This window comes from Streptomyces sp. URMC 124 (assembly GCF_051386455.1).
GTDB lineage: Bacteria > Actinomycetota > Actinomycetes > Streptomycetales > Streptomycetaceae > Streptomyces.
This window is the reverse complement of sequence record NZ_JBPQTS010000119.1, coordinates 1-24,345: the sequence shown is the minus strand read 5'-3', so window position 1 is coordinate 24,345 and position 24,345 is coordinate 1. Positions and strand designations below refer to the sequence as shown.

Below are 24,345 nucleotides of genomic sequence, written 5' to 3'. Positions count from 1 at the left end.
CCCCGCCACTCCCCCCGCTGCCAGCCTGTTCTGACCCGCACCCGACCCGCGGAACTCAGCCCGCTCCCTCGCTGCCCTTGAGGGTGCGTATCAGTGCGCCGAGGGCGGGCGGGGTTGTCCGTACCACGGTGCCGGGGGCTTCGCTCTCGCGGAGGGTGATCACCTCGCCCGCTGCGGCAACCTCGACGCAGTCGTTATTGTCCCCCGTCCCCGAGTACGTGGACTTCTGCCAAACCATCGAGCGCATCGTCAGCCCCTCATAGCTCACGCGTAATCCCCTGAATGAAGTCGCGTGTCTTCCGTGTGCCGAGCGCGGCACGCTCCACCATGCGCCAACGGTTGCGGTATTTGGCTAGCTGGTCTTCGGCATGGAAAAAGCTGCTGTCATGCGCGTGATCCACCTGGACCGTATCCAAGCCGTGGCGATCAGCCACGTAGAGCATCGAGTACCCCATACCCCCGAACCCCTCGACCTCGAACGGAACCGCGCGGATCGCAACGTCCGGCCGCTCGGATGCAGCCAGGAGGAATTCGAGTTGGTCACGCGCGACCTTCCGGTCACCCACCCGCATACGCAGGGCAGCCTCGTGCACGACCGCCGTCAACGACGGCGGCTGGTCACGTTCAAGTACTTCAGCACGCTGCATGCGAAACGCGACGACCGTATCGAGGTCATACGACCTCAACTCAGCGGACACGTAGGAGAAAAGCGCGCGCATATAGGGTTCGGTCTGCAGAAGCCCCGGTACATTGACGATCTGCAAACTCTGCAGAGAGCTGGCGTGCCACTCCAGCTCCGCCAGGTCCAGAGCGCCCTGGCCCATACGCCCCCGGTACTTCTCCCACCACCCCCGCGACCGCTCGGCGGCCCGGTCCGCGAGGGCGTCGATCAAGGCGGCGTCCTGGACGCCGTAGCGCGCTGCAAGGAGGCGCGTCCGCTCGGCGCCCACCGCCGCGTTGCCCGCCTCGATGTGGGACAGCCAAGCCTGGTCACGACCGACGGCCGCAGCGGCGTCCCGCGCGGAAACGCCTGCCCGCTCACGGAGCTTGCGCAGTTCGGTGCCCAGCCGCTCCTGCCTGGCCGTGACGATGCTCCGCCTCGCCATGTCGTCCTCTTTCTCGCGCTCCTGCGGCGCCAATGTGCCACAGCGGGCCCCGAAGGGGCGAACTTCACAGGACAGCTTGCACGGTCCCAAAAATGGCCCCTACGTTGGGTGTTGCGCAGCTCACACCGTGAGCTCACCCGCCCCGGAAGCGCACCGCACCGCCATGCCCCCACGCAGTGGCACCCGCGGCAAGGACACCGGGTGCGAGGTCACTTCACCCCCTTCCATCCCGCCGGAGGCGACATGCTGGTTCTGCCTGCTCCGAAGCACGTGCCCGTCACTCCTGAGATCGAGCCGTTCGAATACCGTCTGCGCGTGCCGAACGACGCCCGGGCCGTTCCCATCGCGCGCGGTACGACTCGTGCCGCGCTGGCGGCTCACGGGCTGGGTGAACTGAGCGGGCGGGCCGAGCTGTTGGCGTGTGAGCTGCTCACCAATGCCATCGTGCACACCGCTGACGCCGCCGAGCTCCGTATCGCCTGGTCGCAGTGGGAGGTCCTCACGCTGACCGCGTGGGACAGCGGTGACCTCCCACCGGCTCCGCGCTCCCGTTCTCACCCCTATGACGACAACGGCCGTGGCCTGACGCTGCTCCGTTCGCTCGCCGACAACTGGGGGTACTTCGCCTCGCCGCACGGTTTCACGTGCCGCCCCTCGAAGGCGGTGTGGTGTTCGATCACGCGCAGGCCGGCGTCGCACCCTTCGGGCGGCTCGCATCCGTAAGCGCCGGCCATTGCTCGAACCAGCGTTCCTCCGCTTCCAGCTGGGCGGCCAGGGAGATCAGGAGCGGCTCGCTGTGTGCCGGGCCCAGGAGCTGGGCGCCCAGGGGCAGGCGGTCGGTGGCCGTGAAGCCCGCGGGGACGTTCATGCCGGGCCAGCCGAGGACGTTCCACGGCCAGGAGTACGGGCAGGCCGCGATCATGGTCGCGTCGGTGCGGCTGCTGTTCAGGGAGGAGAGTTCGCCGATCCGTAGCGGCGGGACGGCCGTCGTCGGCGTGAGGATCACGTCGTAGCGGTCGAAGATCTCCCCGACGCGCCGCCGCAGCGGTTCCTCGGCGGCACGGGCCACGCGCAGTACCCCGCCGCCGAGGAGGAGCCCGCCGCGCGCGTTGACCCTCGTACGGGCGTCGAGCAGGCCGGGGTCGGGGACGCGGCCGGTCCACTCCCGGATGCCGGACATGGAGCGCGGTACGAAGGTGAGGCCGATGAGCCCGTAGCGCGGTTCCTCCTCGATCACCTCGTGGCCCAGGGAGGCCAGTCGTTCGGCGATGCGGACGGTTGCCGCCCGGGCCTCGGGGTCGAGCCGCTGGCGGGCGGCGGCGAAGGCGGGGCGCAGGGAGAGGGCGATCCGCAGGCGGCCCGGAGCGCGCCCGGCGGCCGCGACCACGTCCACGGGCGGCGGCCGGTGCAGATCCCCCGGGTGGCTGCCGCTGACCGCCTGCAGCAGCAGGGCCGCGTCGGCGACCGTACGGGCGAGCGGGCCGTGGCAGGTGATGCCGCGGAAGGCCTCCGGTTCGGGCCAGGTGGAGATGCGGCCCCGTTGCGGTTTGATGCCGACGAGGTGGGTCCAGGCGGCGGGAATCCGGATCGAACCGGCGCCGTCCGAACCGAGCGCAGCCGGTACGAGCCCCGCGGCGACGGCGGCCGCGGCGCCGCCGGAGGATCCGCCGGGCGTGTGCGCGGTACTCCACGGGTTCCGCGTCGCCCCGAAGGCAGGGCCTTCCGTGACGGGCCACTGCCCGAGCTCGGGCGTGTTCGTCTTGCCGATGACGATCGCGCCCGCGGCGCGCAGCCGCCGTACCGCCTCGCTGTCCGCCGTTTTCGGCGGGAAATCGCCCGCGCAGCCGAAGGCGGTGGGCTCGCCGGCAACGTCGACGTCGTCTTTGACCGCCACCGGGACGCCGAGCAGCGGTGGCCGCTCCCCGTCCTCACCCCCTCCCGCCGCGAGCCGCCGGTCCGCCGCGTCCGCTTCGGCGAGCGCGGCCTCGGCCCGTACGCGGCGGAACGCGTTGAGCAGCGGCTGCGAATCCTCGATGCGGGTCAGTGCGCGCTCGACCAGCGCGCGTGACGTGACGTCACCTGCGGCCAAGGCCCTTGCCGAGTCCGTGAGCCCACTGCCCGTCAGGTCCGATAAGCCGGTGGTGTCTGCCATCCGGTCCCTCCCCCGTGGTTCGGAGCTCTTCGCTCCGAATACCGTGAGTGCACCTCTGGCCTCATTTTGTACCCTTCCTCTGGCTTGGGGAGGCGAAGGTGACGTCATCTACGGCGTTGACGGACGAAATACGCGCACTGCACGCGGAGGAGGGGCGGCCGGCCGCGCTGGTCGGGCGGTTCCGCAGGGCGGCGGTGCTGGTTCCGTCGGATGGTCAGGGTGATCTGTGGTCCGTGGAGTACGGCGGGGTCCGCTGGATCTGCGCGTTCACGGACGAGACGGCGCTCGGGCGGTTCGCGCTCAAGCAGGGGGCGGACGGGACGGCCGACTGGGCGTACCGCACGGTCCTCGGCGCGCGGCTGCTGGACGTGGTCGTGCCGGCCCTCGGCGCGCCCGCGGGGATCGCGCTGGACGTCGCCGGGCTTCATCCCGTACTGCTGCCGCCGGTCGTGGGGATCGTCCCTGACGCGTACGCCGTCGATGCGGAGACGGGAACGGAGACGGGAACGGAGACGGAGACCGCCGGGGTGACGGCCGGGGCGACGGCCGGGGCGACGGCCACCGGCGCCCTCTCCCAGGAGGGCTCCGCATGAACGACGGACGTCTCGCCGCCGACGCCGCCGCGCTCGGCGATGTCGCAAAGGGCATCAACGGCGCCATAGGTGAGCTCAAGTCCCTCGGCACGCCCGGACAGGCCGCCGTGGGCCGTGGTTTCGACGAACTCGCCCTCAGTGGAGTGCAGCTGGGGCACGAGGGGCTGGCCGCGGCGTTCCGGACCTTCTGCAACCGGTGGGACTGGGGGGTCCGCGCCCTGGTCCAGGACGGGAGCCAGTTTGCCGAGCGGGTCGGCCTCGCCGCGGGGTACTACCACGAGCAGGACGCCTACATCCGGGACAGCTTCAAGGTCGGCGTGAACGCCGTCATGGGCAATCCGCACCTCCTGGAGGAGGACGTCGAGAAGAAGTCCGTGAGCGAGGTCCTCGCCGACAACCCCGTCAACGACGTCCGTCACGCGGACTACAGCGCAGAATCGTTCCGCAAGGCTGGGGAGAACAGCCGCCAGGTCTGGGCGAACACCCTGCGCGACGCCACCACCGGCGCGGCCAACGGCTTCGGGAAGGGGCCGGTCGGGCGTCAGAGGACGGACGTGCTGAACCGGCTGGCCGACAAGCTCGACGGCGGTGGCGATAGCCACAGCGACAGCCACAGCAACAGCCACAGCAACAGCAACGGCGGGCACCAGGCCGGCACGGCCCCCGGGGCAGGTGACTGATGGGCCTCTGGGACCCGATCGATGCCGTCGGCGAACTCGCCGAGAAGGGCATCAACAAGGTCGAGAAGAAGGCCGGCGAAGCCGTCGAGTGGGGCGCCGGGAAGATCGCCCAGGGGCTCGACAAGATCGGCGCCCACGACGAGGCGCTCGCCGTCAGATACCTGGGCGACCGCACCGCCGCGGACCTCGGCGCGGAGATCAAGGAGCAGCAGCTCGGCGAGACCGAGAACCCACTGGCCCTGATCCACGGCGAGCCCTGGGGCATCGACGCCGCCGTCAAGCACCTGCACGCCTTCCACAAGGCGTTCGACACCGCCCACTCGGGGCTGCAGCGCGTCCGCTCCGGGGAGTGGAAGGGCGAGGGCGCGCGCAGCTTCGACACTCATTTCGCGCCGGAGCCGAAGAAGTGGGCCCGGGCCGCCGACGCCTGTGAGAGCGCGGCGAACGCGCTCGCCGCCTACGCGCACACCGTCCGCTGGGCGCAGAAGCAGGCGGTGGAGGCGCTCCGCCTCTACAAGCAGGGGACCAAGGCGACGAAGAAGGCCGCGGACGCTTACAACGACAAGGTCGACGCGTACAACGCGAAGCTGAAGGACGGCAAGGACCCCGGTGAGCGGCCGGGAGAGTTCCACGACCCCGGCGCCGCGGACATCAAGGAAGCGCACCGGATCCTGGACGAGGCGCGCAAGCAGCGCAACACGGCGGCGGCCGAGGCGAAGTCGAAGATCGACAAGGCGGTGGAGGCGGCCCCGAAGGAGCCGGCCTTCCACAACCGCATGAAGGGCGATGCCCAGGACTTCGCCCTGGGCGGGCAGGTCGAGCTCCTCCACTTCGGCGGCGGGGTCTTCCGGGCGGGTACGGACCTCATGAAGTTCACCCGCAGCCTCAATCCGCTCGACCCGTACAACGTCACGCACCCCGCCGAGTACCTCAACGGTGTCAGCAACACCGCGGCCGGCATCGTGTCCCTCGCGTCCCACCCCGAGCGCGTCCCCGGCGCCCTCCTCGGACCGGGGTGGGGTTCCGACTCCTCCGAGGCCTCCGGGCGCCTCTTCGGCAACGCCTTCCTCTCGCTCTCCAGTGGCGGCGCCGCCGGGGCGGGTACGCGCTTCGGAGCGGCCGCGGGCAGGCACGGCGCGGAGGCGGGCGCGGGCGCCGCGGCGCGCTCGGCCGCGCGGTCCGGCGCGAAGGGAGCCGAGCACGGAAGTGCGGGAAGCGGGGCGCGCACCGCGGCCAAGGAGCACCCGCACGAACCGAACAAGGACCCGAGGGAGGTCGAGGTCTGCGAGACGGACCCCGTGGACATCGCCACGGGCCGCATGTTCCTGCCGCAGACGGACGTCGCCCTTCCCGGCGCACTCCCTCTCCTCTTCTCCCGCCACCTGAAGTCCGGATTCCGCTGCGGCCGCTGGTTCGGGCCGTCGTGGGCGAGCACCGTGGACCAGCGGCTGGAGATCGATGCCGAGGGCGTCGTCTACGTGGACGAGCACGCCCGGCTCCTGGAATACCCGCATCCGGTGCCGGGCGTCCCCACGCTCCCGGCGAAGGGCCCGCGGCGCCCGCTGGCGATCGAGGCCGACGGCACGTACGTCATCAGCGAACCGGGCACCGGCCGCAAGCGGTACTTCACGCCCCACGGCGCCGGTCACCTGGCTCTCCTGCACCAGGAGACCGACCGGAACGGCCACTGGATCACGTACGAGTACGACGCCGGCGGCACACCGACGGCGATCGTCCACGAGGCGGGCCACCGCCTGCGCATCACCACGGAGGCGGGCCGCATAACGGCCCTGCACCTGGCGGGCACGGAACTGATCCGGTACGGGTACGACGGCTCCAGCGACGGCGACGGCTGCACCGGCGGCGACGGCGACACCGGCGGCGACAGCGGCACCGGCGGAAACGTCACCGAGATCATCAACTCCTCGGGCCGTCCGCTGCGCTTCGCGTACGACGAGCGCGGCCGGATGACGTCGTGGACGGACCGGAACGGCACGCACTACGCCTACGCGTACGACGACGAGGACCGCTGCGTCTTCCAGTCGGGGACCGAGGGCCACATGCGCTCCACCCTCGAATACGGCGAGCCCGACCCCGGCAGCGGCCTGCGCATCACCAAGGTGACCAACTCCCTCGGTCACACCAGTACCTTCACCATCAACCGTCGCTCACAGATCGTCGCCGAGACCGACCCGACCGGCGCCACGACGCTGTCCACCTGGGACCGCCACCACCGCCTCCTGTCGCGGACGGACCCGCTGGGCGCGAGGACCGAATTCCGGTACGACGAAGAGGGCCGTCTGACGGACGTGTTCCGTCCGGACGGGCGGCGCATTTCGGCCACGTACAACGCCCTGGGGCTGGCGGAGATGACGACGGGCCCGGACGGGGCGCTCTGGCGCCACACCTACGACGCGGCCGGCAACCGTACGTCGACGATCGATCCCTCCGGCGCGGAAACCCGTTGGAGCTACGACGCCTCGGGGCATCCGTCGGCCGTGACGGACGCGCTGGGCGGGGTCACGCGCATCCGGTGCGACGCGGCCGGCCTGCCCGTGGAGATCACCGATCCGCTGGGCGCGGTCACCAGCTACCGCCGGGATTCGTTCGGCCGCGTGACGACCGTCATCGACCCGCTGGGCTCCACGACCCGTCTGACGTGGACGGTGGAGGGGCGGCCGGCGCGCCGTATCGCCGCGGACGGCGCGGAGGAGCGGTGGACGTACGACGGCGAGGGCAACTGCACGTCCCACACCGACGCGCTGGGCGGGGTGACGCGCTACGAATACGGCCCCTTCGACCTGCTGACGGCGAAGACCGGCCCGGACGGCGTCCGTCACGAGTTCACGCACAACACTCGTCTCCAGCTCACCCGCGTCACCAACCCCCAGGGCCTGACCTGGGACTACACCTACGACCCGGCCGGCCGCCCCGCCACCGAGACCGACTTCGACGGGCGGACGCTGACCTACGCGCACGACGCGGCGGGACGCCTCGTCACCCGTACCAACGGGATGGGTGAGGCGATCACGTACGAGCACGACGTGCTGGGGCGCGTGGTGCGCAAGAACGCGGCGGGCGCGGAGACGACGTACGTCCACGACGCGGCCGGCCGCCTGGCGGAAGCCGTGGGCCCCGACGCGACGCTCGTCTACGGCCGGGACCGCCTCGGCCGCGTCAAGTCCGAGACGACGAACGGCCGGACGCTGACCTTCGCCTACGACGCCCTCGGGCGGCGCACGCGCCGGGTGACGCCGGGCGGGGCGGTGAGCACATGGGCGTACGACGCGGCGGGGCGGCGCACGACCCTGACGGCGTCGGGGAACGTCTTCGAGCTGGAGCACGACGCGGCGGGCAGGGAGGTCGCCCGCCGCTTCGGCGCGGACCTCGCCCTCACCCTGACGCACGGCTGGGACGCGGTCGGCCGCCTCGTCTCCCAAGGCCTCACCAGCGGCCCGGACGACGCGAGCGAACTCCTCCAGCACCGCGCCTACACCTACCGCCGCGACGGCCACCTCACCGGCATCACCGACCTCACGAACGGCTCGCGCACCTTCGACGTCGACGCGGCGGGCCGCGTCACGACCGTCCGGGCCGCCGACTGGACCGAGCGCTACGCGTACGACGAAGCCGGCAACCAGACGGAGGCGACGTGGCCGGCCGCCCACCCGGGCGGCAAGGCCCAGGGCGCGCGCACGTACACCGGCACGCGCATCACCCGCGCGGGCGGCATCCGCTACGAACACGACGCACAGGGCCGCGTCATCCTCCGCCGGAAGACCCGGCTCTCACGCAAGCCGGACACCTGGCGCTACGAGTGGGACGCGGAAGACCGCCTGACGGGGGTGACCACCCCGGACGGCACGCGCTGGCGCTACGCGTACGACCCACTGGGCCGCCGCACGGCCAAGGAACGCCTGACGGCGACGGGCGAAGTGGCAGAACGCGTCGACTTCACCTGGGACGGCGCAACCCTCGCGGAACAGACCACGCATTCACCGTCCCTGCCCAACCCCATCACCCTCACCTGGGACCACAACGGCCTCCACCCGATAGCCCAGACCGAACGCATATCGGCGGCGGACGCACCCCAACGCGAGGTGGACCGCCGGTTCTTCGCCATCATCACGGACCTGGTGGGCACGCCAACGGAGTTGGTGGACGAAACCGGCCGAACCGCCTGGCGCACCAGAGCCACCCTCTGGGGCACGACGGCGTGGTCGCGCGACAGCACGACCTACACCCCACTCCGCTTCCCAGGCCAATACTTCGACCCGGAAACCGCCCTCCACTACAACTACCACCGCCACTACGACCCGGAAACGGCCCGCTACACCTCCCCGGACCCCCTGGGCCTCACCCCGGCCCCGAACCCGGCGACGTACGTCGACAATCCGCACACGTGGGCAGATCCACTGGGGCTGGCGCCAGCATGTGAAGAGCAACATGGTGAGCACCTGTTCCGCGGCACCACTCCAAATTTCGAGGGGAGTCAGGGGACCCAGAAATGGGGAATCACTCCCACGTCAACGGACCCTGGAGTGGCCACTGCGTTCGCGACGCATTCGGAGCAGTTCGGTGAGGCCATCGTCCTGGGTGTGCCTAGGAGTTCCCTTGAGGGGATCCCCTCCCACCACGGTTACATCGCTGCCGAAGCCGAGGTCGGTGTTGAGCTCTCCGCGTCGGAGCTTGCCCAGCGTGCCACCTTCACCATATCTGCCGCGAAGGCTCGTGAGATCCTCAGTGGCATGGGAGTTGACATACCTAGGAGAATCGGAATAGGTGACTTGGATCAGCTTCTGCGGGATATCCCAAAGTTGTCACCTGAGCAAATCAACAGGTTCGTCTCGGAGGCTTACGGTCATGGGTGAAGGCGTTGAAGACGTCCAGCTGCGAATCCTGGAAGTTGTTTCCGTAGGTGAGGAAGAGGCGGTATGCGTCGTCCGCTGTCTTTCCGGGATGGCGTATCCAGGAATGGCGTTCTCCGTCTCTGGTGCTGCAGATGGTGAGGTGACTCCTTCAGATTTGAATCTGGAGTGGATCGAGCGATACGGATTCCGCACGGATGTCCTCGACGCGCCGCATGCAGCAAAGGTGAGTCTGTGCGGGCCAATGGCGTCCCGGTTGAACCCGGACGCGACGGTCTCGTCTGTCGAGGATTGAAGAGCGGCCAGCCCTCCGGGCGCGGTAAGCCGTCCGCTTGGCTAGGGCGAAAGTTGTAGTCGAGGCTCGGACGGGGAGCCTGGCACCCCATCGGTGGCGCTGCGAGCGTGGGCCGGGCAACTCACTCCACCGGGGCCGATCCGACGGCGCTGCGGTGCGTGCTGCGGTGTCTTGCCACTCGGCAGATTTTCCGGGAGGACGAGGAGGGGGCGTTTCACCTGACGCCCGCCGCGGAGTTGCTGCGGGCCGACGGGCCGGGTCGTTGGCGCCACGGGCAGGTCTTGCCGCCGGGCCGGGGCTGTCTGGCGTGCTATTCGACCGGGTGCCCGCTCTGCGGGACCCTCTCCTCGACGTGCCCGGGACGGGGCCGCTGGCGCGCCGAGGCCGGTGACTTCTTCGCGGCCGCCGGTGTGACCGGAGGGCGCAGACCTCTACCTCCTCATGCGCGTCTTGCCCGACGGGGACGACGACCACTGCGTGTGTATTCTCGCCGCCTGCCGTGCGGCTATGGCGCCGGGCGGCCGCATCCTGCCCGCTGCCGCTTTCGCCTCCGTCGTGGAGGTGGTTGCCGACCCGCTCCGATGGGCTAGCGGCCCGCCCCGCGCGTCATCAGGAGCAGTGCTCCGATGGCGATGATCGGGGTGAGCACGATGAGGGCGAGGCCCATGGGGTTGCGGTGGTGGTAGACCCAGCGGGTGCCGTAGCGCTGGCGGGTGAAGACGGGCTGGTCGTCGCTGGGGGCGCGGTCTCGGCCGTGATCGCCGGTGTGGTCGTTCTCGGGGCGCATGGAGCCAGGCTACGGACGGCCGTTCGACATGGCGATCATTTTGTCGCACCCCTGTGGTTTTGTGGCGCGGCTGGTACATCCGGGCCGAGGGGCCGAGGGGCCGAGGGGCCGCGGGGCCCCTACGGAGCGAGGATGTCCAGCTCCGCCATCGCGCCCGCGGTGATCTCGCGGGTGAGTGCCTCCGCGCGGGCCGCGTCCCGTTCCCGTACGGCCTCGGCGACGCGGATGTGGAGGGTGACGGCGGCCGGGTCGGGGTCGGTGAACATGACCTGGTGTTCCGTGCGGCCGGTGAGGACCTCGGCGACGACGTCGCCCAGGCGGGCGAACATCTCGTTGCCCGAGGCGCGCAGGATCACCCGGTGAAAGGCCACGTCGTGGACCAGGTAGGCGGCGAGCTGCTGGCCGCGCGAGGTGGCGACCATGCCGAGGGCGTGGCGTGTGAGCTCCTCGCACTGCTCGGCCGTGGCCAGGCGTGCCGCGAGGCCCGCCGCGACGGGTTCCACCGCCGAGCGCAGCACGGTCAGTGAGCGCAGCTGGCGCGGGCGGTCGGCGCCGGCCAGGCGCCAGCGGATGACCTGCGGGTCGTAGACGTTCCACTCCTCGGTGGGGCGGACGGTCACGCCGACCCTGCGCCGGGATTCGACGAGGTGCATGGACTCCAGGACGCGTATGGCCTCGCGGATCACGGTGCGCGAGACCTCGAAGCGGCGTTCCAGCTCGTCGGTGCGCAGCACGCTGCCCGGCGGGTAGGCGCCCGCCGTGATCGCGGGCCCGAGGGACTCCAGCACGCGTCCGTGCAGCCCCTGCCCCTGGTTTTCCATGGGGCAAGCCTACGGTCCCCGGTCACGGCAAATTAAGTATGACGTTTGAGTCACAGGGGCTTGAATATGTCGTACGTAATGGGTTTCAGTGATGCCGCGCCGCTTGCGGCGCCGCATCACGTCGCATCACCGTCAATGAAGACAGCGAGGCCCCCGATGAGCAGCCGTCCGGCATACCCCCACGTCGTCGTCGTGATGGGCGTCGCCGGTACGGGCAAGACCACCGTGGGCCCGCTCGTCGCGGAGGCCCTCGGCGTTCCCTATGCCGAAGGCGACGACTTCCACCCGGCCGCCAACATCGCCAAGATGGCCGCCGGCACCCCGCTCGACGACGCCGACCGGGCCCCCTGGCTCGACCTCATCGGCGACTGGGCGAGGTCGCGCGCGGCCGCAGGCACCGGCGGCGTCGTCACCTGCTCGGCGCTCAAGCGCGCCTACCGCGACCGGCTGCGGGAGTCCACGCCCGGCCTCGTCTTCCTGCACCTCACTGGCAACCGCGAACTGATCGCGGCCCGCATGGCGGCCCGCAAGGGCCACTTCATGACCACCCGGCTGCTGGACTCCCAGTTCGCCACCCTCGAACCCCTCGATGCCGACGAGGCGGGCGTCGCCGTCGACGTCACCCCCGAAGCCGCCGTCATCGCCGAACGAGCCGTCGCCGCCCTGCGGCAGCTGTAACCCCTCTTTCTCCCCCTCCCCCTCCAAGGAAGCCCCGTGAGCACTCTCAGCGTCGAGATGCTGGCCGCGGCCCCCGCCGAACCGATCACTTCGGCGGGTCACGCACAGCTGGGCATCGCCGTCCTCACCGGCATCGCCGTCATCGTCCTCCTCATCACCCGCCTCAAGCTGCACGCCTTCCTCTCCCTGACCATCGGTTCGCTGGTGCTCGGGGCCGTGGCGGGCGCGCCCATGGACAAGGCCATCGCGAGCTTCACCACCGGGCTCGGCGCGACGGTCTCCGGCGTCGGCGTCCTCATCGCGCTCGGCGCGATCCTGGGCAAGCTCCTCGCCGACTCCGGCGGCGCCGACCAGATCGTGGACACGATCCTGGCGAAGGCGGGACCGCGCTCGATGCCCTGGGCGATCGTGCTGATCGCGGGCGTCATCGGCCTGCCGCTCTTCTTCGAGGTCGGGATCGTGCTGCTGATCCCCGTGGTGCTGCTCGTCGCCAAGCGCGGCAACCACTCCCTGATGCGGATCGGCATTCCCGCGCTCGCCGGGCTGTCCGTCATGCACGGCCTGGTGCCCCCGCACCCCGGACCGCTCGCCGCCATCGACGCGATCGGCGCGAACCTCGGCGTCACCCTCGCCCTGGGCGTGCTCATCGCCGTGCCCACCGCCGTGATCGCCGGACCGCTGTTCTCCCGGGTGGCGGCCCGCTGGGTGGACGTCACGCCGCCCGAGAAGCTCATACCGCAGCGGCCCTCGGCCGACCTGGAGCGCCGGCCCGGCTTCGTCGCCACCGTGGTCACGGTGATGCTCCCCGTCGTCCTCATGCTGGCCAAGGCCCTCGTCGACATCGTCGTGGACGACCCCAAGGACCACGTCCAGCGCGTCACCGACGTCATCGGCTCGCCGCTGATCGCCCTGCTCGCCGCCGTCCTCGTCGGACTCTTCACGCTCGGCCGGGCCGCCGGCTTCGGCCGCGACCGGCTCGCCTCGACCGTGGAGAAGTCCCTCGTCCCCATCGCCGGCATCCTGCTGATCGTCGGCGCCGGCGGCGGCTTCAAGCAGACCCTGATCGACGTGGGCGTCGGCCGGATGATCCTGGACTTCTCCAAGGACTGGTCGGTCCCGGCCCTGCTGCTGGCGTGGCTGATCGCCGTCGCCATCCGGCTCGCGACGGGCTCGGCGACGGTCGCCACCATCTCGGCCGCGGGCCTGGTCGCCCCGCTGGCCGCCGACATGAGCACGACGCACGCCGCGCTGCTCGTCCTGGCCGTGGGCGGCGGCTCGCTGTTCTTCAGCCACGTCAATGACGCCGGGTTCTGGATGGTGAAGGAATACTTCGGCATGGACGTCGGCCAGACGATCAAGACCTGGTCGCTGATGGAGACCGTCATCTCCGTTGTCTCCCTCGTCTTCGTCCTGCTGCTGTCGCTGGTCCTGTGACCCTCCGGCCCCTCCCGTTCCGCTGGCCCCTCCCGTTCCGCTGACCCCTCCGTTCCGCTGGTCCCTCCGTTCTGCTGGTCCCACCGGTCCCGCTGATCCCTCCGGTCCGTTGCTCCTCTCGGCCGTGGCTGCGCAGCCCGCTCTGCGTTGCTGCCGCTGTGATGGACATATCGGACCGTAGGCTTCGCACATGCGCATCGGAAGACCTGTCGCCCTGCTGCTCGGCGCCTCCCTGCTGGCAGCCGGCTGTACGAGCAGCCCCTCCCCGAAACACGCGGACGCGAAGAGCACCCCGAACGGCGGCGCCGCCGCCACCGCGTCCCCCGACGCGGCGGCGGGGCCGCTGGGCGCCTCCGACCTCCAGGGCCGCTGGTGGACCTGGGCCTCCTCCAGCCCCAGCGGCTCCAACCCCGTCGAGGACCGGGACGGCAGCCTGTGCGCCCAGGGCCAGAAGGACGGCGTCTGGTTCCTCGCCGGCACCTTCGGCGAACGCGCCAAGCGCACGTGCGCCGTCCCGGCCGAGCGGCGGGTCGCCTTCCCGCTGGTGAACCTGATGAGCGACCAGGCCGGCTGCTCCGAGTTCATGGCCCCCGCCAAGGGCACCGCGACCCTCGACGGCAAGCCCCTGCGGGCCGAGCGCTACGACGCCACGCCGGTACGGGTCAGCGCCGTGGAGGGCAACCCCCTCACCGACGGCGGCGGCAGCTTCCGCACCCACGCATGCGGGCTGTGGGTGCAGATGGAGCCCCTGCGCCCCGGCAACCACACCCTGCAGATCCGGGGCTCCTCCGGCCGCTTCGCCGTCTCCGTCGACTACACCCTCAAGGTCCCGGCGGCGGGGGCGGCGACGAACCACGACGGGGTCTGAGCCGCCGCGGACCGAGCCGAGCCCGGGGCCCGCACGAAGCCCCGCCCTGGGCCCCGCACGGAGCCCGTCCCGGGCCTCGCCCCGGGTGGCCTCAGGCGGCCGGTATTGCCGCGGTCACCGGCGCCGCCGCTATGCCCGACACCCGCGCCAGGTACGCCCGTACGTCGGCCGCCTCGTCCGTGGCCAGCCCGACATAGCCGTCCGGGCGGATCAGGAACAGCCCCTTGCCGTAGGCGTCCGCGGCATGCCCGCCGGCGTCGACCAGGTCGGGCGCGGTCCCGCCCACCCGGTACATGCGGACCCACTCCGCATCCGCCACCGCGGCCGCGGCCTGCTCGCCCACGGCGTCCGAACCGGTGAGGTCCAGCAGGGTGAAGTGCGGGCCCCGGAAGGCGTCGAAGAGGGTGAACGGCGCACCGGAAGCGTCCGTGCAGGGCGCGTCGGGCGCCCGGTCCCCGGCCCGCAGCCCGTCCTCAGGGAGGTCCCGGCGCAGCTCGCGGGCCAGCGGGCCCGTGCGGTAGGTGAGGGTGAGCTGGTGGGTCTCCTTGCCGCGCCGCGACAGGCCCCGCTCCAGGCCGACACTGCGGTCCTGCCCGTGCATGCGGGTGCTCAGCTTCAGCACGTCGGCGGCCACCTGCGTGCGCTCGGCGTCGTACGTGTCGAGCAGGGCGTCCGGCGCGCCGTGCCGCAGGACGGCGCCGAGCTTCCAGCCGAGGTTGTAGGCGTCCTGCAGGCTGGTGTTGAGGCCCTGCCCGCCGGCGGGGGAGTGGATGTGCGCGGCGTCCCCGGCGAGGAGGACCCGGCCGTCGCGGAAGCGCGCGGCCATGCCGGCCTTGGGCTGGAAGGCCGAGGCCCAGATGACCTCTTCCGGCACGAGGCCCGTGAGCCCCGTGCGCGCGGCGATGAGCCGGGCCAGGGCCTCGGGCGTGGCGTCGCGTGCCGGGTCCGGGACGTAGGAGGTGTCCTGCCAGAAGGCCATGATCTGGAGGGTGTCCGTCGTGCCCTCCAGCGGGCGCAGACCGAGGAGGCCGCCGGGCGCGCTCGTCCACATGTGCCAGTGGGTGCGGTCGATCCCCGCGCGCTCGAAGCCGGTCATCCGCACGTCGGCGATCAGGGCGTGCCGCTCGTCGACGATCTCCACCTCGAAGGGCACTCCGAGCGCCTTCCGCACCGCGCTGCGCCCGCCGTCCGCCGCGACGAGATAGCCGGCCCGCACCGTCTCCACCGTGCCGTCGGCGTGCCGCAGCTCGGCCGTGACGCCGTGCTCGTCCTGCGTGAAGCCCGTGAGGCCGGTGTTGAAGTCCACCCGGCCGCCCAGCGCTTCGAGGCGCTCGTACAGCACCTCCACCGTGCGCCACTGGGGGCACATCAGCACATTCGGGTAGGGCACGCCGGGCGAGGGGTCGCCGGGCTCCACGAGCTGCCACTCGCGTCCGCGCTCGGTGCCCTCCCACGTCTGCATCGTCGGGATGGGGCCGCCCGCGGCGAGCAGGGCCTTGACGGCTCCGAGGTCGTCCATCACTTCCAGGCTGCGCGGCTGGACACCCGTGCCGCGCGAGCCGGGGAAGCCGCGCCCCTCCTTCTCCACGAGCCGGTGGCGGATGCCGCGCCGGGTGAGGTCGATGGCGAGGACGAGGCCGGTGGGCCCGGCGCCCGCGATGAGTACTTCGGTGTCCAGTGCTGCAGTGACCGGTGCTGCGGTGTCGCTTGCCGCTGTGTCCAGTGCTGCGGTCTCCACGAGAACCCCCCTTAACGTTGTTAAGTTCGTGCTGTCCCCAGCCTGAACTGAACACCGTTAAGCTGTCAAGGTGGCAACTCGCATCGACCGCGCCCAAGTGGCCGAAACCGCCCTCCGTCTGCTCAATGAGGTGGGCCTCGAAGGCCTGACCCTGCGCAGGATCGCCAAGGAGCTGGGCGTCCAGGCCCCGGCCCTCTACTGGCACTTCAAGAACAAGCAGGAGCTGCTCGACGAGGTCGCCACGGAGATGTTCCGGCGCATGGCCGAGCCGCTGTCGGCCGTCGACAGCAGCACCTGGCAGGAGTGCCTGGCCGGATCGGCCCGCGTGGTGCGCCGCTTCCTGCTCGGCTACCGCGACGGCGCCAAGGTCTTCGGCGGCACGCGCCTGACCGGCCGCAGCTACGCCGGGCCGGTCGAGGAGATGATGCGCACCATCGTGGCGGCGGGCTTCACGCCGAGCGCCGCCGCCCGCGCCTGGTTCACCGTCAACACGTACACGATGGGGTACGTGATGGAGGAGCAGTCCGTGCACCCCGTCCCGGGCGGCGAGCGCGATCCCGCCTACGACCTGGAGCGGCGCGCCGACCGCCTGGAGGGCTACCCCCTCGCCATAGCGGCCGGCGTGGAGTTCTTCGGCGACCTCGAGACCGGCTTCGAGGACGGCCTGCACGCCGTCGTCGCCGGCATCGAGGCCACGCTGCTACCGCCGGGTGGCGCCGGGGTCGAGTGACCTGCGCAGGAGGGGCGTCAGCCGCCGTTCCACGCAGCGGTTCAGCACCCAGGCCAGGCCCAGCATCACGGCGAGGGTCAGGCCCAGCGTCGCGTACGAGGGGATGCCGAGGCTGCGGTGCAGGGCGCCGATCACCACCCACCCCAGGTGCTCGTGCACGAGGTAGAACGGGTACGTCAGCGCCCCCGCGACCGTCAGCCAACGCCAGTCCATCCGGCGGAGCCTGCCCAGGGCGACGGCCGCCACCGCCGCGTACCCGAGCGCCACGACGGCGACGATCACGTACGGGGAGCGGTAGGAGAAGTAGTGCGGGTTCGGCGGGTGCCACAGCCCCGCCACCGCGTAGTGCTGCCCGACCAGGAAGCTCACGGCGACGACCCCCCAGTGCAGGAGGTCGTTCCCGAAGCGGTGGACCAGGTACAGGCCGATGCCGCCGATGAAGTACGACGAGTACTCCGGCATCACCACGACCCGCAGGAACTCCACGTGCGAGGCCGTCGTCACCACCGTCGCCAGCGTCCACACCGCGCAGAACAGCAGCACCCGGCGCCGCGTCGCCCCCGGCAGCACGACGAACAGCGCGAAGAGCGCGTAGAACCGCAGCTCCGCCCACAGCGTCCAGCACACGCCCAGCACGCGCTGCGCGCCCACCGGCTGCTGCAGCATCGTCAGGTTCACGAGCCTGTCGCTGAACGAGACCGTCTTGTACGCGACCCACGGCAGCGCGAACGCGACGGTGACCAGCAGGATCGCCGCCCAGTAGGCCGGGTAGAGGCGGGCGGCGCGCGAGGCGAAGAAGGAGCGCAGGGGGCGCCCCCAGCCGCTCATGCAGATCACGAAGCCGCTGATCACGAAGAAGATCTCGACGCCGAGGCAGCCGTAGGCGAACGCGCCCGACAGGGTGGGGAATTCGTGGCGCGGCGAGGCGCCCCACGCGCGGCTGACGTCACCGTCGCGGCCGCCGTAGTGGTACAGCGCCACCATCAGGGCGGCGACCAGGCGCAGAGCGTCCAGAGCGCGCAGGCGGCTGCCGCCGGGGGTGCCCCGTAAGGGTGCCGGTTGCTCCCCGGCGGCCTCGCGGCGGGGACGGAGGCGGGGGAGGGCCGGAGCCGTCATGAGTTCACCATCGCCTTGGCCGGTGCCTTCGCCTTCGTCAGGCGCCGCTGCAGCGCCCGTGCCCGCCGGGCGACCCTGCGGACGGCCGCATTGCGCGGCAGGAAGGACAGTTGCGACGGGATTCCGCCGGGGAGCGCGAGGGCGGTGAGGCGGCGGCGTTTGAAGTAGCGGCGGGTGCGGGGGGTCAGGTGGGCGGTGAGGTAGCGCTCGGCGGCGCCGCGGAGGTGCGGGTAGATCCGGGGCTGCATCGCAAAGCCGACGGCGGCCAAGAGGCCGCTGAGATCGGCATGCCCGCCGTTGTCGGGTGCACCTCCGTGGGTGGCGTTGTGCCCACCCGTCCCGCCCTGCGGGACGCCTGCCCACAACGGGGGGAGTAGTGCATCGACCAGAGTCACCGGCACCCTGTTGCTGTTCTGGTACGGGCTCAGGCGTTCCAGGAGGAGGTCCGTGCCGGTGCGGGCCGCCGGGAGGCCGTAGAAGGACGTTGCCGTCAGCAGGGCCGTCGAGAAGCAGCCGGTCACCAGGGCCGGGCGGAGCCGCTGGTAGGCGACCTCCGCCAGGACGGGCGCGTCGAGGACCGTCAGGGTGACGCCGAGCCGTCCGGCCTCCTCCTCCAGCATCTGCGACCAGCGGGCCGGCGCCGCGGGGTGGGGCTTGAAGACGAGCTCGCGGTGGCCGCGCCCGGCCGCGCCGCGCAGCATCCGTACGTGGAGCTGCTCCTCCTCCTCGGGGGTGAGGATGTCGAGCGCCGACAGGTACTGCCCGAGCAGCAGCGCGGCGCCTTCGGGCGCGTCGAGGGCGGGTGCGGCGTCGGCGAGTTCGGCGAGCACTTTGGTGAAGGCCTCCGTGGGGACGACCTCCGGCGCGACGCCGAACTCCGAGAGCAGCAGCGGCCGCAGCCCGGGTACGAGGTCGAGGTGGAGCAGCCGCCCGACGCGGGTGCCGATCAGCGGGTCGAGCTTGTTGCGGGTGGGGCCGTAGCTCATGAGCCCGTCGGCGTAGACGTCGAGGGGTGCGTCGGGGAAGCACTGCACGATCGCGAGCGCGGGGCTGACCTGGAGGGACTCGACGGCGAGGGAGACGTCGTCGTCGCCGAGGTCCCACAGCAGCCGCAGGTGGCGTTCCCACAGGGGGGCGTCGTCCGGGCGGGGCGACCAGCCGGACGGGTGGAAGGGGCGGATCGCGTCGTTCCAGGACAGGACGCCGTCGAAGCGGCTGCGCAGCCGCTCGAAGCCCGCGGACTCGTCCAGGGCCGGGGTGGTCTCCGGGACGGCCGCGGTGTTGGCGACGAGCAGCAGCCGGCGGTCGGCGGGGGTGAAGCACCCGGCGTCCAGGGCGGCGGCGAGCGTCGCGGCTCCGTAGAGCGTGGAGGCGAGGAAGACCTGGGTGCGGGGGCGCGCGGGGGGCGGGAGGGCGGACATCAGGCAGCCGCCCCTGCGGCGTCCCCGGCCGGCCGTCGCCTCAGCCTTCGCAAACGGATCGCACGGTCGTAGTCCATGGAATTCACGGCGTCCTTGACGAGTTCCTGTGGCAGGCGGCGCAGTGCGGCCGCGCTCTTCGTGCGCAAGGCGCGGGCTACCTGCGGCTCAAAACGTTCGCTATTCGTCAGGTGATGGGCAATGATTGCGCAATACGTTCGAACGGCCTTCGGGAGGAATTCTTCCGCGTCCTTGTCCCGGGCCGTTTCCTCGATGACCTGGTCGAAAGCGCGCAGGAAATCGAGCTGGCGTACGTCGCCGATCCGGGTCAGCGAAGTGGCGACTCCGCGCCGGTAGAAGACACCCAGCAGCCCGGCCACGGCGAACGTGCGCGCCTCGCGGTGCAGGCGCCAGATCCAGGGCCGGTCCTCGGCGGTGCGCAGGCCGTCGGTGAAGTGCAGCAGCCCGGCGTCGAGCAGCCGCCGGTGGTAGATGCCCGCCCAGGCGTACGGATAGTCGACGGACGTCGAGCGGTCCGCCGGCAGGATCGCGCCGCGGGGGTCCAGGACCACCCCGCGGCGGCCGTGCGGCACGCGCTGCACGGTGCGGGTGCGGCCGGTGCACTGCACGTGGTCCGTGCGGACGAAGTCGACGTCCAGCTCCTCGGCGAAGGCGACGAGCTGCGCGTAGTAGCCGGGCGCGAGCCAGTCGTCGCCGTCGAGGAAGGTCAGGTACTCGCCCCGCGCCGCGTCCAGACCGGTGTTGCGGGCGGTGGCGAGGCCGGCGTTGCGCTCGTGGCGCACGACCACGGCGCCCGGCAGCTCGCGCCCGGCGCGCTCCAGGAGCGCCGGCGTGCCGTCGGTCGAACGGTCGTCCACGAGAATGAATTCGAAATCCTCACGGGCGTTCGCGCGCAGACTTCTCAGCACATCGGGCGCAAAGGTCTGAACATTGAAGAACGGGACGATGACGGAGAGCTTGGCCACCCCGGCGACATTAGGCGGCCCCCCGGCATTCGTCTTGTCCGCGGGCGGGCGCTGAGGTGAACGAAGCGCGGCGGAATGATGAACCCGACCCGTCCCCGGGCCGCTTCGCCGATCGTCGGTGTGCTGTTTACCGGCTGTTGCCCTCGCGTTGGGCAACGAAGCGGAATGGATTTCTATCGTCGGCGACGTGCCATCACGTACCGAACCTTCGCTGCGGATCGCCGTGCTCGCCGACTCCGACACCCGGTGGAAATGGGGGGCGCTCACCGCGCACCGCCTCGCCCCGGGCGCACGGCTCGACGGCCGCCTCCTGAGGGGCCGCGCGACCCCCACCGCCCGCCAGCTCACCGAAGTGGGCGTGGCCGCGGCGGAGATCGGCGAGGTCACCGCGACGGAATTCGTCCGCTCGGCCGGCCGCGACCGCTACGACGTCGTGGTGCTCGCCTGCGTCGGCGGCGCCGTCCAGGCCGTGCTGCACGGCCTCGCCGCGGCCTGGGAGGGCGAGCCCGTCCGGCCCGTCGTCGTGACCGGCTACGTGGGCGTCGTCTACGAGAAGCTCGCCGACGGGCTGCTCCTGCGCCACGGGGCCGACCTCGTCCTCGCCAACTCCCCGCACGACGCGGACCGTTTCCGCGAGGTCTACGAAGGGGTGGGTGCGGACGCGTCGTGCGTGACCGAGTGGGCGCTGCCCTTCCTCGGCGACCGGAACGGTTCCGGCCGCGATCAACAGCGCGCGTTCACCGTCGTGTTCGCCGCCCAGCCCTCCGTGCCGGAGAGCCGTGCCGACCGCGCGTACCTGCTGCGCCGCGCCGTCGCGCACGCCCGCGCGCACCCGGAGCGCGAGGTGTTCATCAAGCTCCGCAGCAAGCCCGGAGAGCACACCACGCACATCGAGGAACTCCCGTACCAGAAGCTCGCCCTGCGCCTGCCCGGCGGACTGCCGCCCAACTGCCGCCTCGTCTACGGGCACATGGGAGAGGTCCTCGACCGCACCGACCTCCTGGTCACCGTGAGTTCCACCGCGGCCCTGGAGTCGCTCCACCGCGGGATCCCCACCGCCGTCCTCACCGACCTCGGTGTCCGCGAGTCCCTCGGCAACCACCACTTCCTCGGCTCGGGCTGCCTCGCCTCCTGGGACCGGCTCGACGCGGGGCACCTGCCCGAAGCCGACCCGCGGTGGACCGCCCGCCAGGGCGTGCCCTCCGACGGCTCCGGGGAGACCGTCTTCGCCGCCGCCGGGCAGCGCGTCGCGGACCTCGCCGCCCGGCCCGGCCTTCCGCCCCTCGCCCCGTACTACACCGCGGCCACCGCACCCGGCTACCTCCCCGCCGTCCTCGCCCGCCACGGCCTCGACCACCGGGGCCGGCCCCTTCCCGGCCGGGCGGGGACACCCCGCGAGGAGAGCGCCCTGCGCCGCGCGGGCCGCGCCGCCCTGCGCGACGCGGCCCGCGGGGCCTACCGCCACGGCGTCCAGCGGGTCGCTCCGCTGATCCGCCGGGTGGGGGAGCTGTGACCGCCGCGACCCGCCCCGAGGCCGCCGCTCCGCACACCCCGAACCCCCGGATACGCAAGGAGCCCGCCATGCAAGCCGCCGCCCAGGCCGTCCTGGCCGTCATCCCCGCCCGCGGCGGGTCGAAGGGCGTGCCCGCGAAGAACCTCGCGGCCGTCGGAGGCGTGCCCCTCGTGGCCCGCGCCGTCCGTGCCTGCCGCGCCGCCCGCCTCGTCACCGACGTCGTCGTCTCCACCGACGACCCCGGGATCGCGGCCACCGCGCGCAGCGCCGGAGCCGTCGTCGTGCACCGCCCCGCGACGATCGCGGGGGACACCGCCACCAGCGAAGCCGCCGTGCTGCACGCGATGGACGCCTACGAGGCGCTGCACGGCGCCGGGGTCGGCACGGTCCTGCTGGTGCAGTGCACGAGCCCGTTCCTGACCAGCGGGGACGTCGACGGCGTGGCCGCGGCGGTCGTCGAAGGCGGCGCGGACAGCGCGCTGACGGTGGCGCCGTTCCACGGCTTCGTGTGGCGCGCGGAGGATGACGCTGACACCGGCATCGGCATCGGCACCGACGCCGACCCTGGTGCCGCCGACGCCGACGCCGGTGCTGACACCGACGCCGACGCTGCCACCGACACCGACACCGACACCGTCACCGGTGCCGACGCCGCCACAACGGACCGCACGCCCGGCGCGCAGGCCGAGGGGCGCGCCCCCGCCCCGGTCGCCCCCTCCGGCGCCCGCGGCGTCAACCACGACAAGGCGCACCGCCCCCGCCGCCAGGACCGGCCCCAGGACCTCCTGGAGACCGGCGCCGCCTACGCCATGCGCGCCGACGGCTTCCGGGCCGCCCGGCACCGGTTCTTCGGCCGGACCGAACTCGTCCGCTCCGAAGCCGCCCGCGTCCTGGAAGTCGACGACCCGCACGACCTCGCCCGCGCCCGCGCCCTCGCGCCCCTCCTCGACGGCCCCGACCCCGCCGTGCGCCCCACGCGCGCCGACGTCGACGCCGTCGTCATGGACTTCGACGGCACCCAGACCGACGACCGCGTCCTCATCGACGCCGACGGCCGCGAACTCGTCGCCGTCCACCGCGGCGACGGCCTCGGCGTCGCCGCCCTGCGCCGCGCCGGACTCGCCCTGCTCATCCTCTCCACCGAGGCCAACGCCGTCGTCGCCGCCCGCGGCCGCAAGCTGCGCGTGCCCGTCCTGCACGGCGTCGACCGCAAGGACCGCGCGCTCAAGCAGTGGTGCGAGGAGCAGGGCGTCGCCCCCGACCGCGTGCTCTACGTCGGCAACGACGTCAACGACCTCTCCTGCCTCGGGCTCGTCGGCTGGCCGGTCGCGGTCGCGGACGCCCACGACACCGTGCGCGGCGCGGCCCGTGCCGTCACCGCCGCCCGCGGCGGCAGCGGCGCCCTGCGCGAGATCGCCACCTGGCTGCTGGGCCCCGGCCTGGCCATGCCCTGAGCCCTCCCGCCGGAGCTCAGGCCCCTCACGACCCCGTCCCGTCCCCGCACCGCGAAGGAACCGCCCCGCATGAACCCCGTGCTCTCCGCCCCGTACGCCCCCGTCCGCACCCTCGGCGCCAAGACGGCCGGGCCCGGCCACCCCGTCTACATCACCGGGGAGATCGGCATCAACCACAACGGCGACCTGGCCAAGGCCTTCGCCCTCATCGACGCCGCCGCCGACGCGGGCTGCGACGCCGTCAAGTTCCAAAAGCGCACCCCCGAGATCTGCACGCCCCGCGACCAGTGGGACGTCGAGCGCGACACGCCCTGGGGCCGGATGCGCTACATCGACTACCGCCACCGGGTGGAGTTCGGCGAGGACGAGTACCGCGCCATCGACGCCCACTGCCGCGAGCGCGGCATCGACTGGTTCGCCTCGCCGTGGGACACCGAGGCCGTCGCCTTCCTGGAGAAGTTCGACGTCCCCGCCCACAAGGTGGCCTCCGCCTCCCTCACCGACGACGAGCTGCTGCGCGCCCTGCGCGCCACCGGCCGCACGGTGATCCTCTCCACCGGCATGTCCACCCCGAAGCAGATCCGGCACGCCGTCGAGGTGCTCGGCAGCGAGAACATCCTGCTCTGCCACGCCACCTCCACCTACCCCGCCAAGGCCGCCGAGCTCAACCTCCGGGTGATCCACACCCTCCGCGCCGAGTACCCCAACGTGCCGATCGGCTACTCCGGCCACGAGACGGGCCTGCAGACCACCCTCGCCGCCGTCGCCCTCGGCGCCGCCTTCGTCGAGCGCCACATCACCCTCGACCGGGCCATGTGGGGCTCGGACCAGGCCGCCTCCGTCGAGCCCGGCGGCCTGGCGCGGCTCGTGCGCGACATCCGCGTCGTCGAGGAGTCCCTCGGCGACGGCGTGAAGCGCGTCTACGACAGCGAGCTCGGCCCGATGCGCAAGCTGCGCCGGGTCGCGGGCGTCGTCGCCGAGGCCGGCGACCGCGAGCCGGCCACGGTCTGACGGGCCCCAGGTGACCCCGAGCCCGGGTGATCGTCAGCAGCAGCTGGACGTAGCGCGAGAACGGGTCGCCGATCACGATCCGGTGCGCCCGGCGCAG

At 72.1% G+C, this 24,345-nt stretch carries 21 protein-coding genes and 1 pseudogene; 13 read left to right on the top strand and 9 right to left on the bottom strand.

All coding sequences use genetic code 11. The annotated features are described in order from the left end of the window. Window positions 1–55 precede the first annotated feature (55 nt). Complete coding sequence (locus ACSNOG_RS23005; protein WP_436754593.1) at window positions 56–247, bottom strand: DUF397 domain-containing protein; 192 nt, start codon at window positions 245–247, stop codon at window positions 56–58. Between the two features lie 10 nt (window positions 248–257). Next, the gene (locus ACSNOG_RS23000) at window positions 258–1,139 is read right to left on the bottom strand and encodes a helix-turn-helix domain-containing protein (protein WP_436754592.1); all 882 of its coding nucleotides are present in this window, start codon (window positions 1,137–1,139) and stop codon (window positions 258–260) included. Window positions 1,140–1,349: 210 nt separating this feature from the next. On the opposite strand from ACSNOG_RS23000, the gene ACSNOG_RS22995 reads away from it, so the two are divergent. After that, a complete protein-coding gene (locus ACSNOG_RS22995; protein ID WP_436754591.1) occupies window positions 1,350–1,829 on the top strand; it encodes an ATP-binding protein in 480 nt (159 codons plus the stop codon). On the opposite strand, the gene ACSNOG_RS22990 is transcribed toward ACSNOG_RS22995, so the two are convergent. Continuing rightward, the gene (locus tag ACSNOG_RS22990; RefSeq protein ID WP_436754590.1) at window positions 1,783–3,258 is read right to left on the bottom strand and encodes an amidase; all 1,476 of its coding nucleotides are present in this window, start codon (window positions 3,256–3,258) and stop codon (window positions 1,783–1,785) included. The genes ACSNOG_RS22995 and ACSNOG_RS22990 overlap by 47 nt on opposite strands. Window positions 3,259–3,374: 116 nt before the next feature. Here ACSNOG_RS22990 and ACSNOG_RS22985 point away from each other — a divergent pair, with 116 nt between their 5' ends. The 5 genes and pseudogenes from ACSNOG_RS22985 to ACSNOG_RS22965 form a co-directional block, all read left to right on the top strand. Next, window positions 3,375–3,851, top strand: coding sequence for an SseB family protein (locus ACSNOG_RS22985; RefSeq protein ID WP_436754589.1), 477 nt, complete (start codon window positions 3,375–3,377; stop codon window positions 3,849–3,851). Next, window positions 3,848–4,531: a hypothetical protein gene (locus ACSNOG_RS22980; RefSeq protein ID WP_436754588.1), complete on the top strand. Its 684-nt coding sequence runs from the start codon at window positions 3,848–3,850 to the stop codon at window positions 4,529–4,531. Before ACSNOG_RS22985 ends, ACSNOG_RS22980 begins: the two co-directional genes overlap by 4 nt. Beyond that, window positions 4,531–9,402, top strand: coding sequence for a putative T7SS-secreted protein (locus ACSNOG_RS22975; protein ID WP_436754587.1), 4,872 nt, complete (start codon window positions 4,531–4,533; stop codon window positions 9,400–9,402). Before ACSNOG_RS22980 ends, ACSNOG_RS22975 begins: the two co-directional genes overlap by 1 nt. Beyond that, entirely contained in the window at window positions 9,395–9,694 is a 300-nt protein-coding gene (locus ACSNOG_RS22970) for a hypothetical protein (RefSeq protein WP_436754586.1), read from the top strand. Before ACSNOG_RS22975 ends, ACSNOG_RS22970 begins: the two co-directional genes overlap by 8 nt. 432 nt (window positions 9,695–10,126) lie before the next feature. Continuing rightward, window positions 10,127–10,330: pseudogene (locus ACSNOG_RS22965) on the top strand (methyltransferase); the annotation flags it as partial. On the opposite strand, the gene ACSNOG_RS22960 reads toward ACSNOG_RS22965, so the two are convergent. Together ACSNOG_RS22960 and ACSNOG_RS22955 are read right to left on the bottom strand one after the other, a co-directional pair. Next, the gene (locus ACSNOG_RS22960) at window positions 10,281–10,481 is read right to left on the bottom strand and encodes a hypothetical protein (RefSeq protein WP_436754585.1); all 201 of its coding nucleotides are present in this window, start codon (window positions 10,479–10,481) and stop codon (window positions 10,281–10,283) included. The pseudogene ACSNOG_RS22965 and the gene ACSNOG_RS22960 sit on opposite strands and share 50 nt — an antisense overlap. Before the next feature lie 119 nt (window positions 10,482–10,600). After that, window positions 10,601–11,302, bottom strand: coding sequence for a FadR/GntR family transcriptional regulator (locus ACSNOG_RS22955; RefSeq protein ID WP_436754584.1), 702 nt, complete (start codon window positions 11,300–11,302; stop codon window positions 10,601–10,603). A gap of 156 nt (window positions 11,303–11,458) precedes the next feature. Here ACSNOG_RS22955 and ACSNOG_RS22950 point away from each other — a divergent pair, with 156 nt between their 5' ends. The 3 genes from ACSNOG_RS22950 (at window position 11,459) to ACSNOG_RS22940 (ending at window position 14,282) form a co-directional block, all read left to right on the top strand. Further along, the gene (locus tag ACSNOG_RS22950) at window positions 11,459–11,980 is read left to right on the top strand and encodes a gluconokinase (RefSeq protein WP_436754583.1); all 522 of its coding nucleotides are present in this window, start codon (window positions 11,459–11,461) and stop codon (window positions 11,978–11,980) included. Window positions 11,981–12,016: 36 nt separating this feature from the next. Continuing rightward, window positions 12,017–13,414, top strand: a complete 1,398-nt coding sequence (locus ACSNOG_RS22945; protein WP_436754582.1) for a GntP family permease — start codon at window positions 12,017–12,019, stop codon at window positions 13,412–13,414. 190 nt (window positions 13,415–13,604) lie between these two features. Further along, window positions 13,605–14,282: a signal protein gene (locus tag ACSNOG_RS22940; RefSeq protein WP_436754581.1), complete on the top strand. Its 678-nt coding sequence runs from the start codon at window positions 13,605–13,607 to the stop codon at window positions 14,280–14,282. 91 nt (window positions 14,283–14,373) lie between these two features. Here ACSNOG_RS22940 and ACSNOG_RS22935 read toward each other — a convergent pair whose 3' ends face one another. Next, a complete protein-coding gene (locus ACSNOG_RS22935; RefSeq protein ID WP_436754580.1) occupies window positions 14,374–16,020 on the bottom strand; it encodes an FAD-dependent monooxygenase in 1,647 nt (548 codons plus the stop codon). Window positions 16,021–16,090: 70 nt separating this feature from the next. On the opposite strand from ACSNOG_RS22935, the gene ACSNOG_RS22930 reads away from it, so the two are divergent. Further along, entirely contained in the window at window positions 16,091–16,750 is a 660-nt protein-coding gene (locus ACSNOG_RS22930) for a TetR/AcrR family transcriptional regulator C-terminal domain-containing protein (protein ID WP_436754579.1), read from the top strand. Here the strand turns inward: ACSNOG_RS22930 and ACSNOG_RS22925 are convergent. The 3 genes from ACSNOG_RS22925 to ACSNOG_RS22915 are packed head-to-tail and all read right to left on the bottom strand — an operon-like array spanning window position 16,721 to window position 20,270. Beyond that, window positions 16,721–17,866 (bottom strand): acyltransferase family protein, encoded by a 1,146-nt coding sequence (locus tag ACSNOG_RS22925; protein ID WP_436754578.1) that lies wholly within the window; start codon window positions 17,864–17,866, stop codon window positions 16,721–16,723. The two genes, ACSNOG_RS22930 and ACSNOG_RS22925, sit on opposite strands and share 30 nt — an antisense overlap. Continuing rightward, window positions 17,863–19,287 (bottom strand): polysialyltransferase family glycosyltransferase, encoded by a 1,425-nt coding sequence (locus ACSNOG_RS22920; RefSeq protein WP_436754577.1) that lies wholly within the window; start codon window positions 19,285–19,287, stop codon window positions 17,863–17,865. The genes ACSNOG_RS22925 and ACSNOG_RS22920 overlap by 4 nt, the downstream gene beginning before the upstream one ends. Then, window positions 19,287–20,270, bottom strand: coding sequence for a glycosyltransferase family 2 protein (locus ACSNOG_RS22915; RefSeq protein ID WP_436754576.1), 984 nt, complete (start codon window positions 20,268–20,270; stop codon window positions 19,287–19,289). Before ACSNOG_RS22915 ends, ACSNOG_RS22920 begins: the two co-directional genes overlap by 1 nt. A gap of 187 nt (window positions 20,271–20,457) precedes the next feature. Here ACSNOG_RS22915 and ACSNOG_RS22910 point away from each other — a divergent pair, with 187 nt between their 5' ends. The 3 genes from ACSNOG_RS22910 (at window position 20,458) to ACSNOG_RS22900 (ending at window position 24,248) form a co-directional block, all read left to right on the top strand. Continuing rightward, window positions 20,458–21,783 carry a DUF6716 putative glycosyltransferase gene (locus ACSNOG_RS22910; RefSeq protein ID WP_436754575.1) on the top strand — a complete coding sequence of 442 codons (1,326 nt, stop codon included), beginning with the start codon at window positions 20,458–20,460 and terminating at the stop codon, window positions 21,781–21,783. 68 nt (window positions 21,784–21,851) lie between these two features. Next, entirely contained in the window at window positions 21,852–23,237 is a 1,386-nt protein-coding gene (locus tag ACSNOG_RS22905) for a cytidylyltransferase domain-containing protein (RefSeq protein ID WP_436754594.1), read from the top strand. Between the two features lie 69 nt (window positions 23,238–23,306). Further along, window positions 23,307–24,248, top strand: coding sequence for an N-acetylneuraminate synthase family protein (locus tag ACSNOG_RS22900; RefSeq protein WP_436754574.1), 942 nt, complete (start codon window positions 23,307–23,309; stop codon window positions 24,246–24,248). Window positions 24,249–24,345 lie beyond the last annotated feature (97 nt).

What these genes read in the sequence shown, in the direction of transcription:
- ACSNOG_RS23005 (WP_436754593.1), bottom strand. Translation starts at nt 247, where the DNA reads ATGCGCTCGATGGTTTGGCAGAAGTCCACGTACTCGGGGACGGGGGAC.
- ACSNOG_RS22995 (WP_436754591.1), top strand. Translation starts at nt 1,350, where the DNA reads ATGCTGGTTCTGCCTGCTCCGAAGCACGTGCCCGTCACTCCTGAGATC.
- ACSNOG_RS22990 (WP_436754590.1), bottom strand. Translation starts at nt 3,258, where the DNA reads ATGGCAGACACCACCGGCTTATCGGACCTGACGGGCAGTGGGCTCACG.
- ACSNOG_RS22980 (WP_436754588.1), top strand. Translation starts at nt 3,848, where the DNA reads ATGAACGACGGACGTCTCGCCGCCGACGCCGCCGCGCTCGGCGATGTC.
- ACSNOG_RS22975 (WP_436754587.1), top strand. Translation starts at nt 4,531, where the DNA reads ATGGGCCTCTGGGACCCGATCGATGCCGTCGGCGAACTCGCCGAGAAG.
- ACSNOG_RS22970 (WP_436754586.1), top strand. Translation starts at nt 9,395, where the DNA reads ATGGGTGAAGGCGTTGAAGACGTCCAGCTGCGAATCCTGGAAGTTGTT.
- ACSNOG_RS22960 (WP_436754585.1), bottom strand. Translation starts at nt 10,481, where the DNA reads ATGCGCCCCGAGAACGACCACACCGGCGATCACGGCCGAGACCGCGCC.
- ACSNOG_RS22955 (WP_436754584.1), bottom strand. Translation starts at nt 11,302, where the DNA reads ATGGAAAACCAGGGGCAGGGGCTGCACGGACGCGTGCTGGAGTCCCTC.
- ACSNOG_RS22950 (WP_436754583.1), top strand. Translation starts at nt 11,459, where the DNA reads ATGAGCAGCCGTCCGGCATACCCCCACGTCGTCGTCGTGATGGGCGTC.
- ACSNOG_RS22940 (WP_436754581.1), top strand. Translation starts at nt 13,605, where the DNA reads ATGCGCATCGGAAGACCTGTCGCCCTGCTGCTCGGCGCCTCCCTGCTG.
- ACSNOG_RS22925 (WP_436754578.1), bottom strand. Translation starts at nt 17,866, where the DNA reads ATGACGGCTCCGGCCCTCCCCCGCCTCCGTCCCCGCCGCGAGGCCGCC.
- ACSNOG_RS22920 (WP_436754577.1), bottom strand. Translation starts at nt 19,287, where the DNA reads ATGTCCGCCCTCCCGCCCCCCGCGCGCCCCCGCACCCAGGTCTTCCTC.
- ACSNOG_RS22905 (WP_436754594.1), top strand. Translation starts at nt 21,852, where the DNA reads ATGCAAGCCGCCGCCCAGGCCGTCCTGGCCGTCATCCCCGCCCGCGGC.
- ACSNOG_RS22900 (WP_436754574.1), top strand. Translation starts at nt 23,307, where the DNA reads ATGAACCCCGTGCTCTCCGCCCCGTACGCCCCCGTCCGCACCCTCGGC.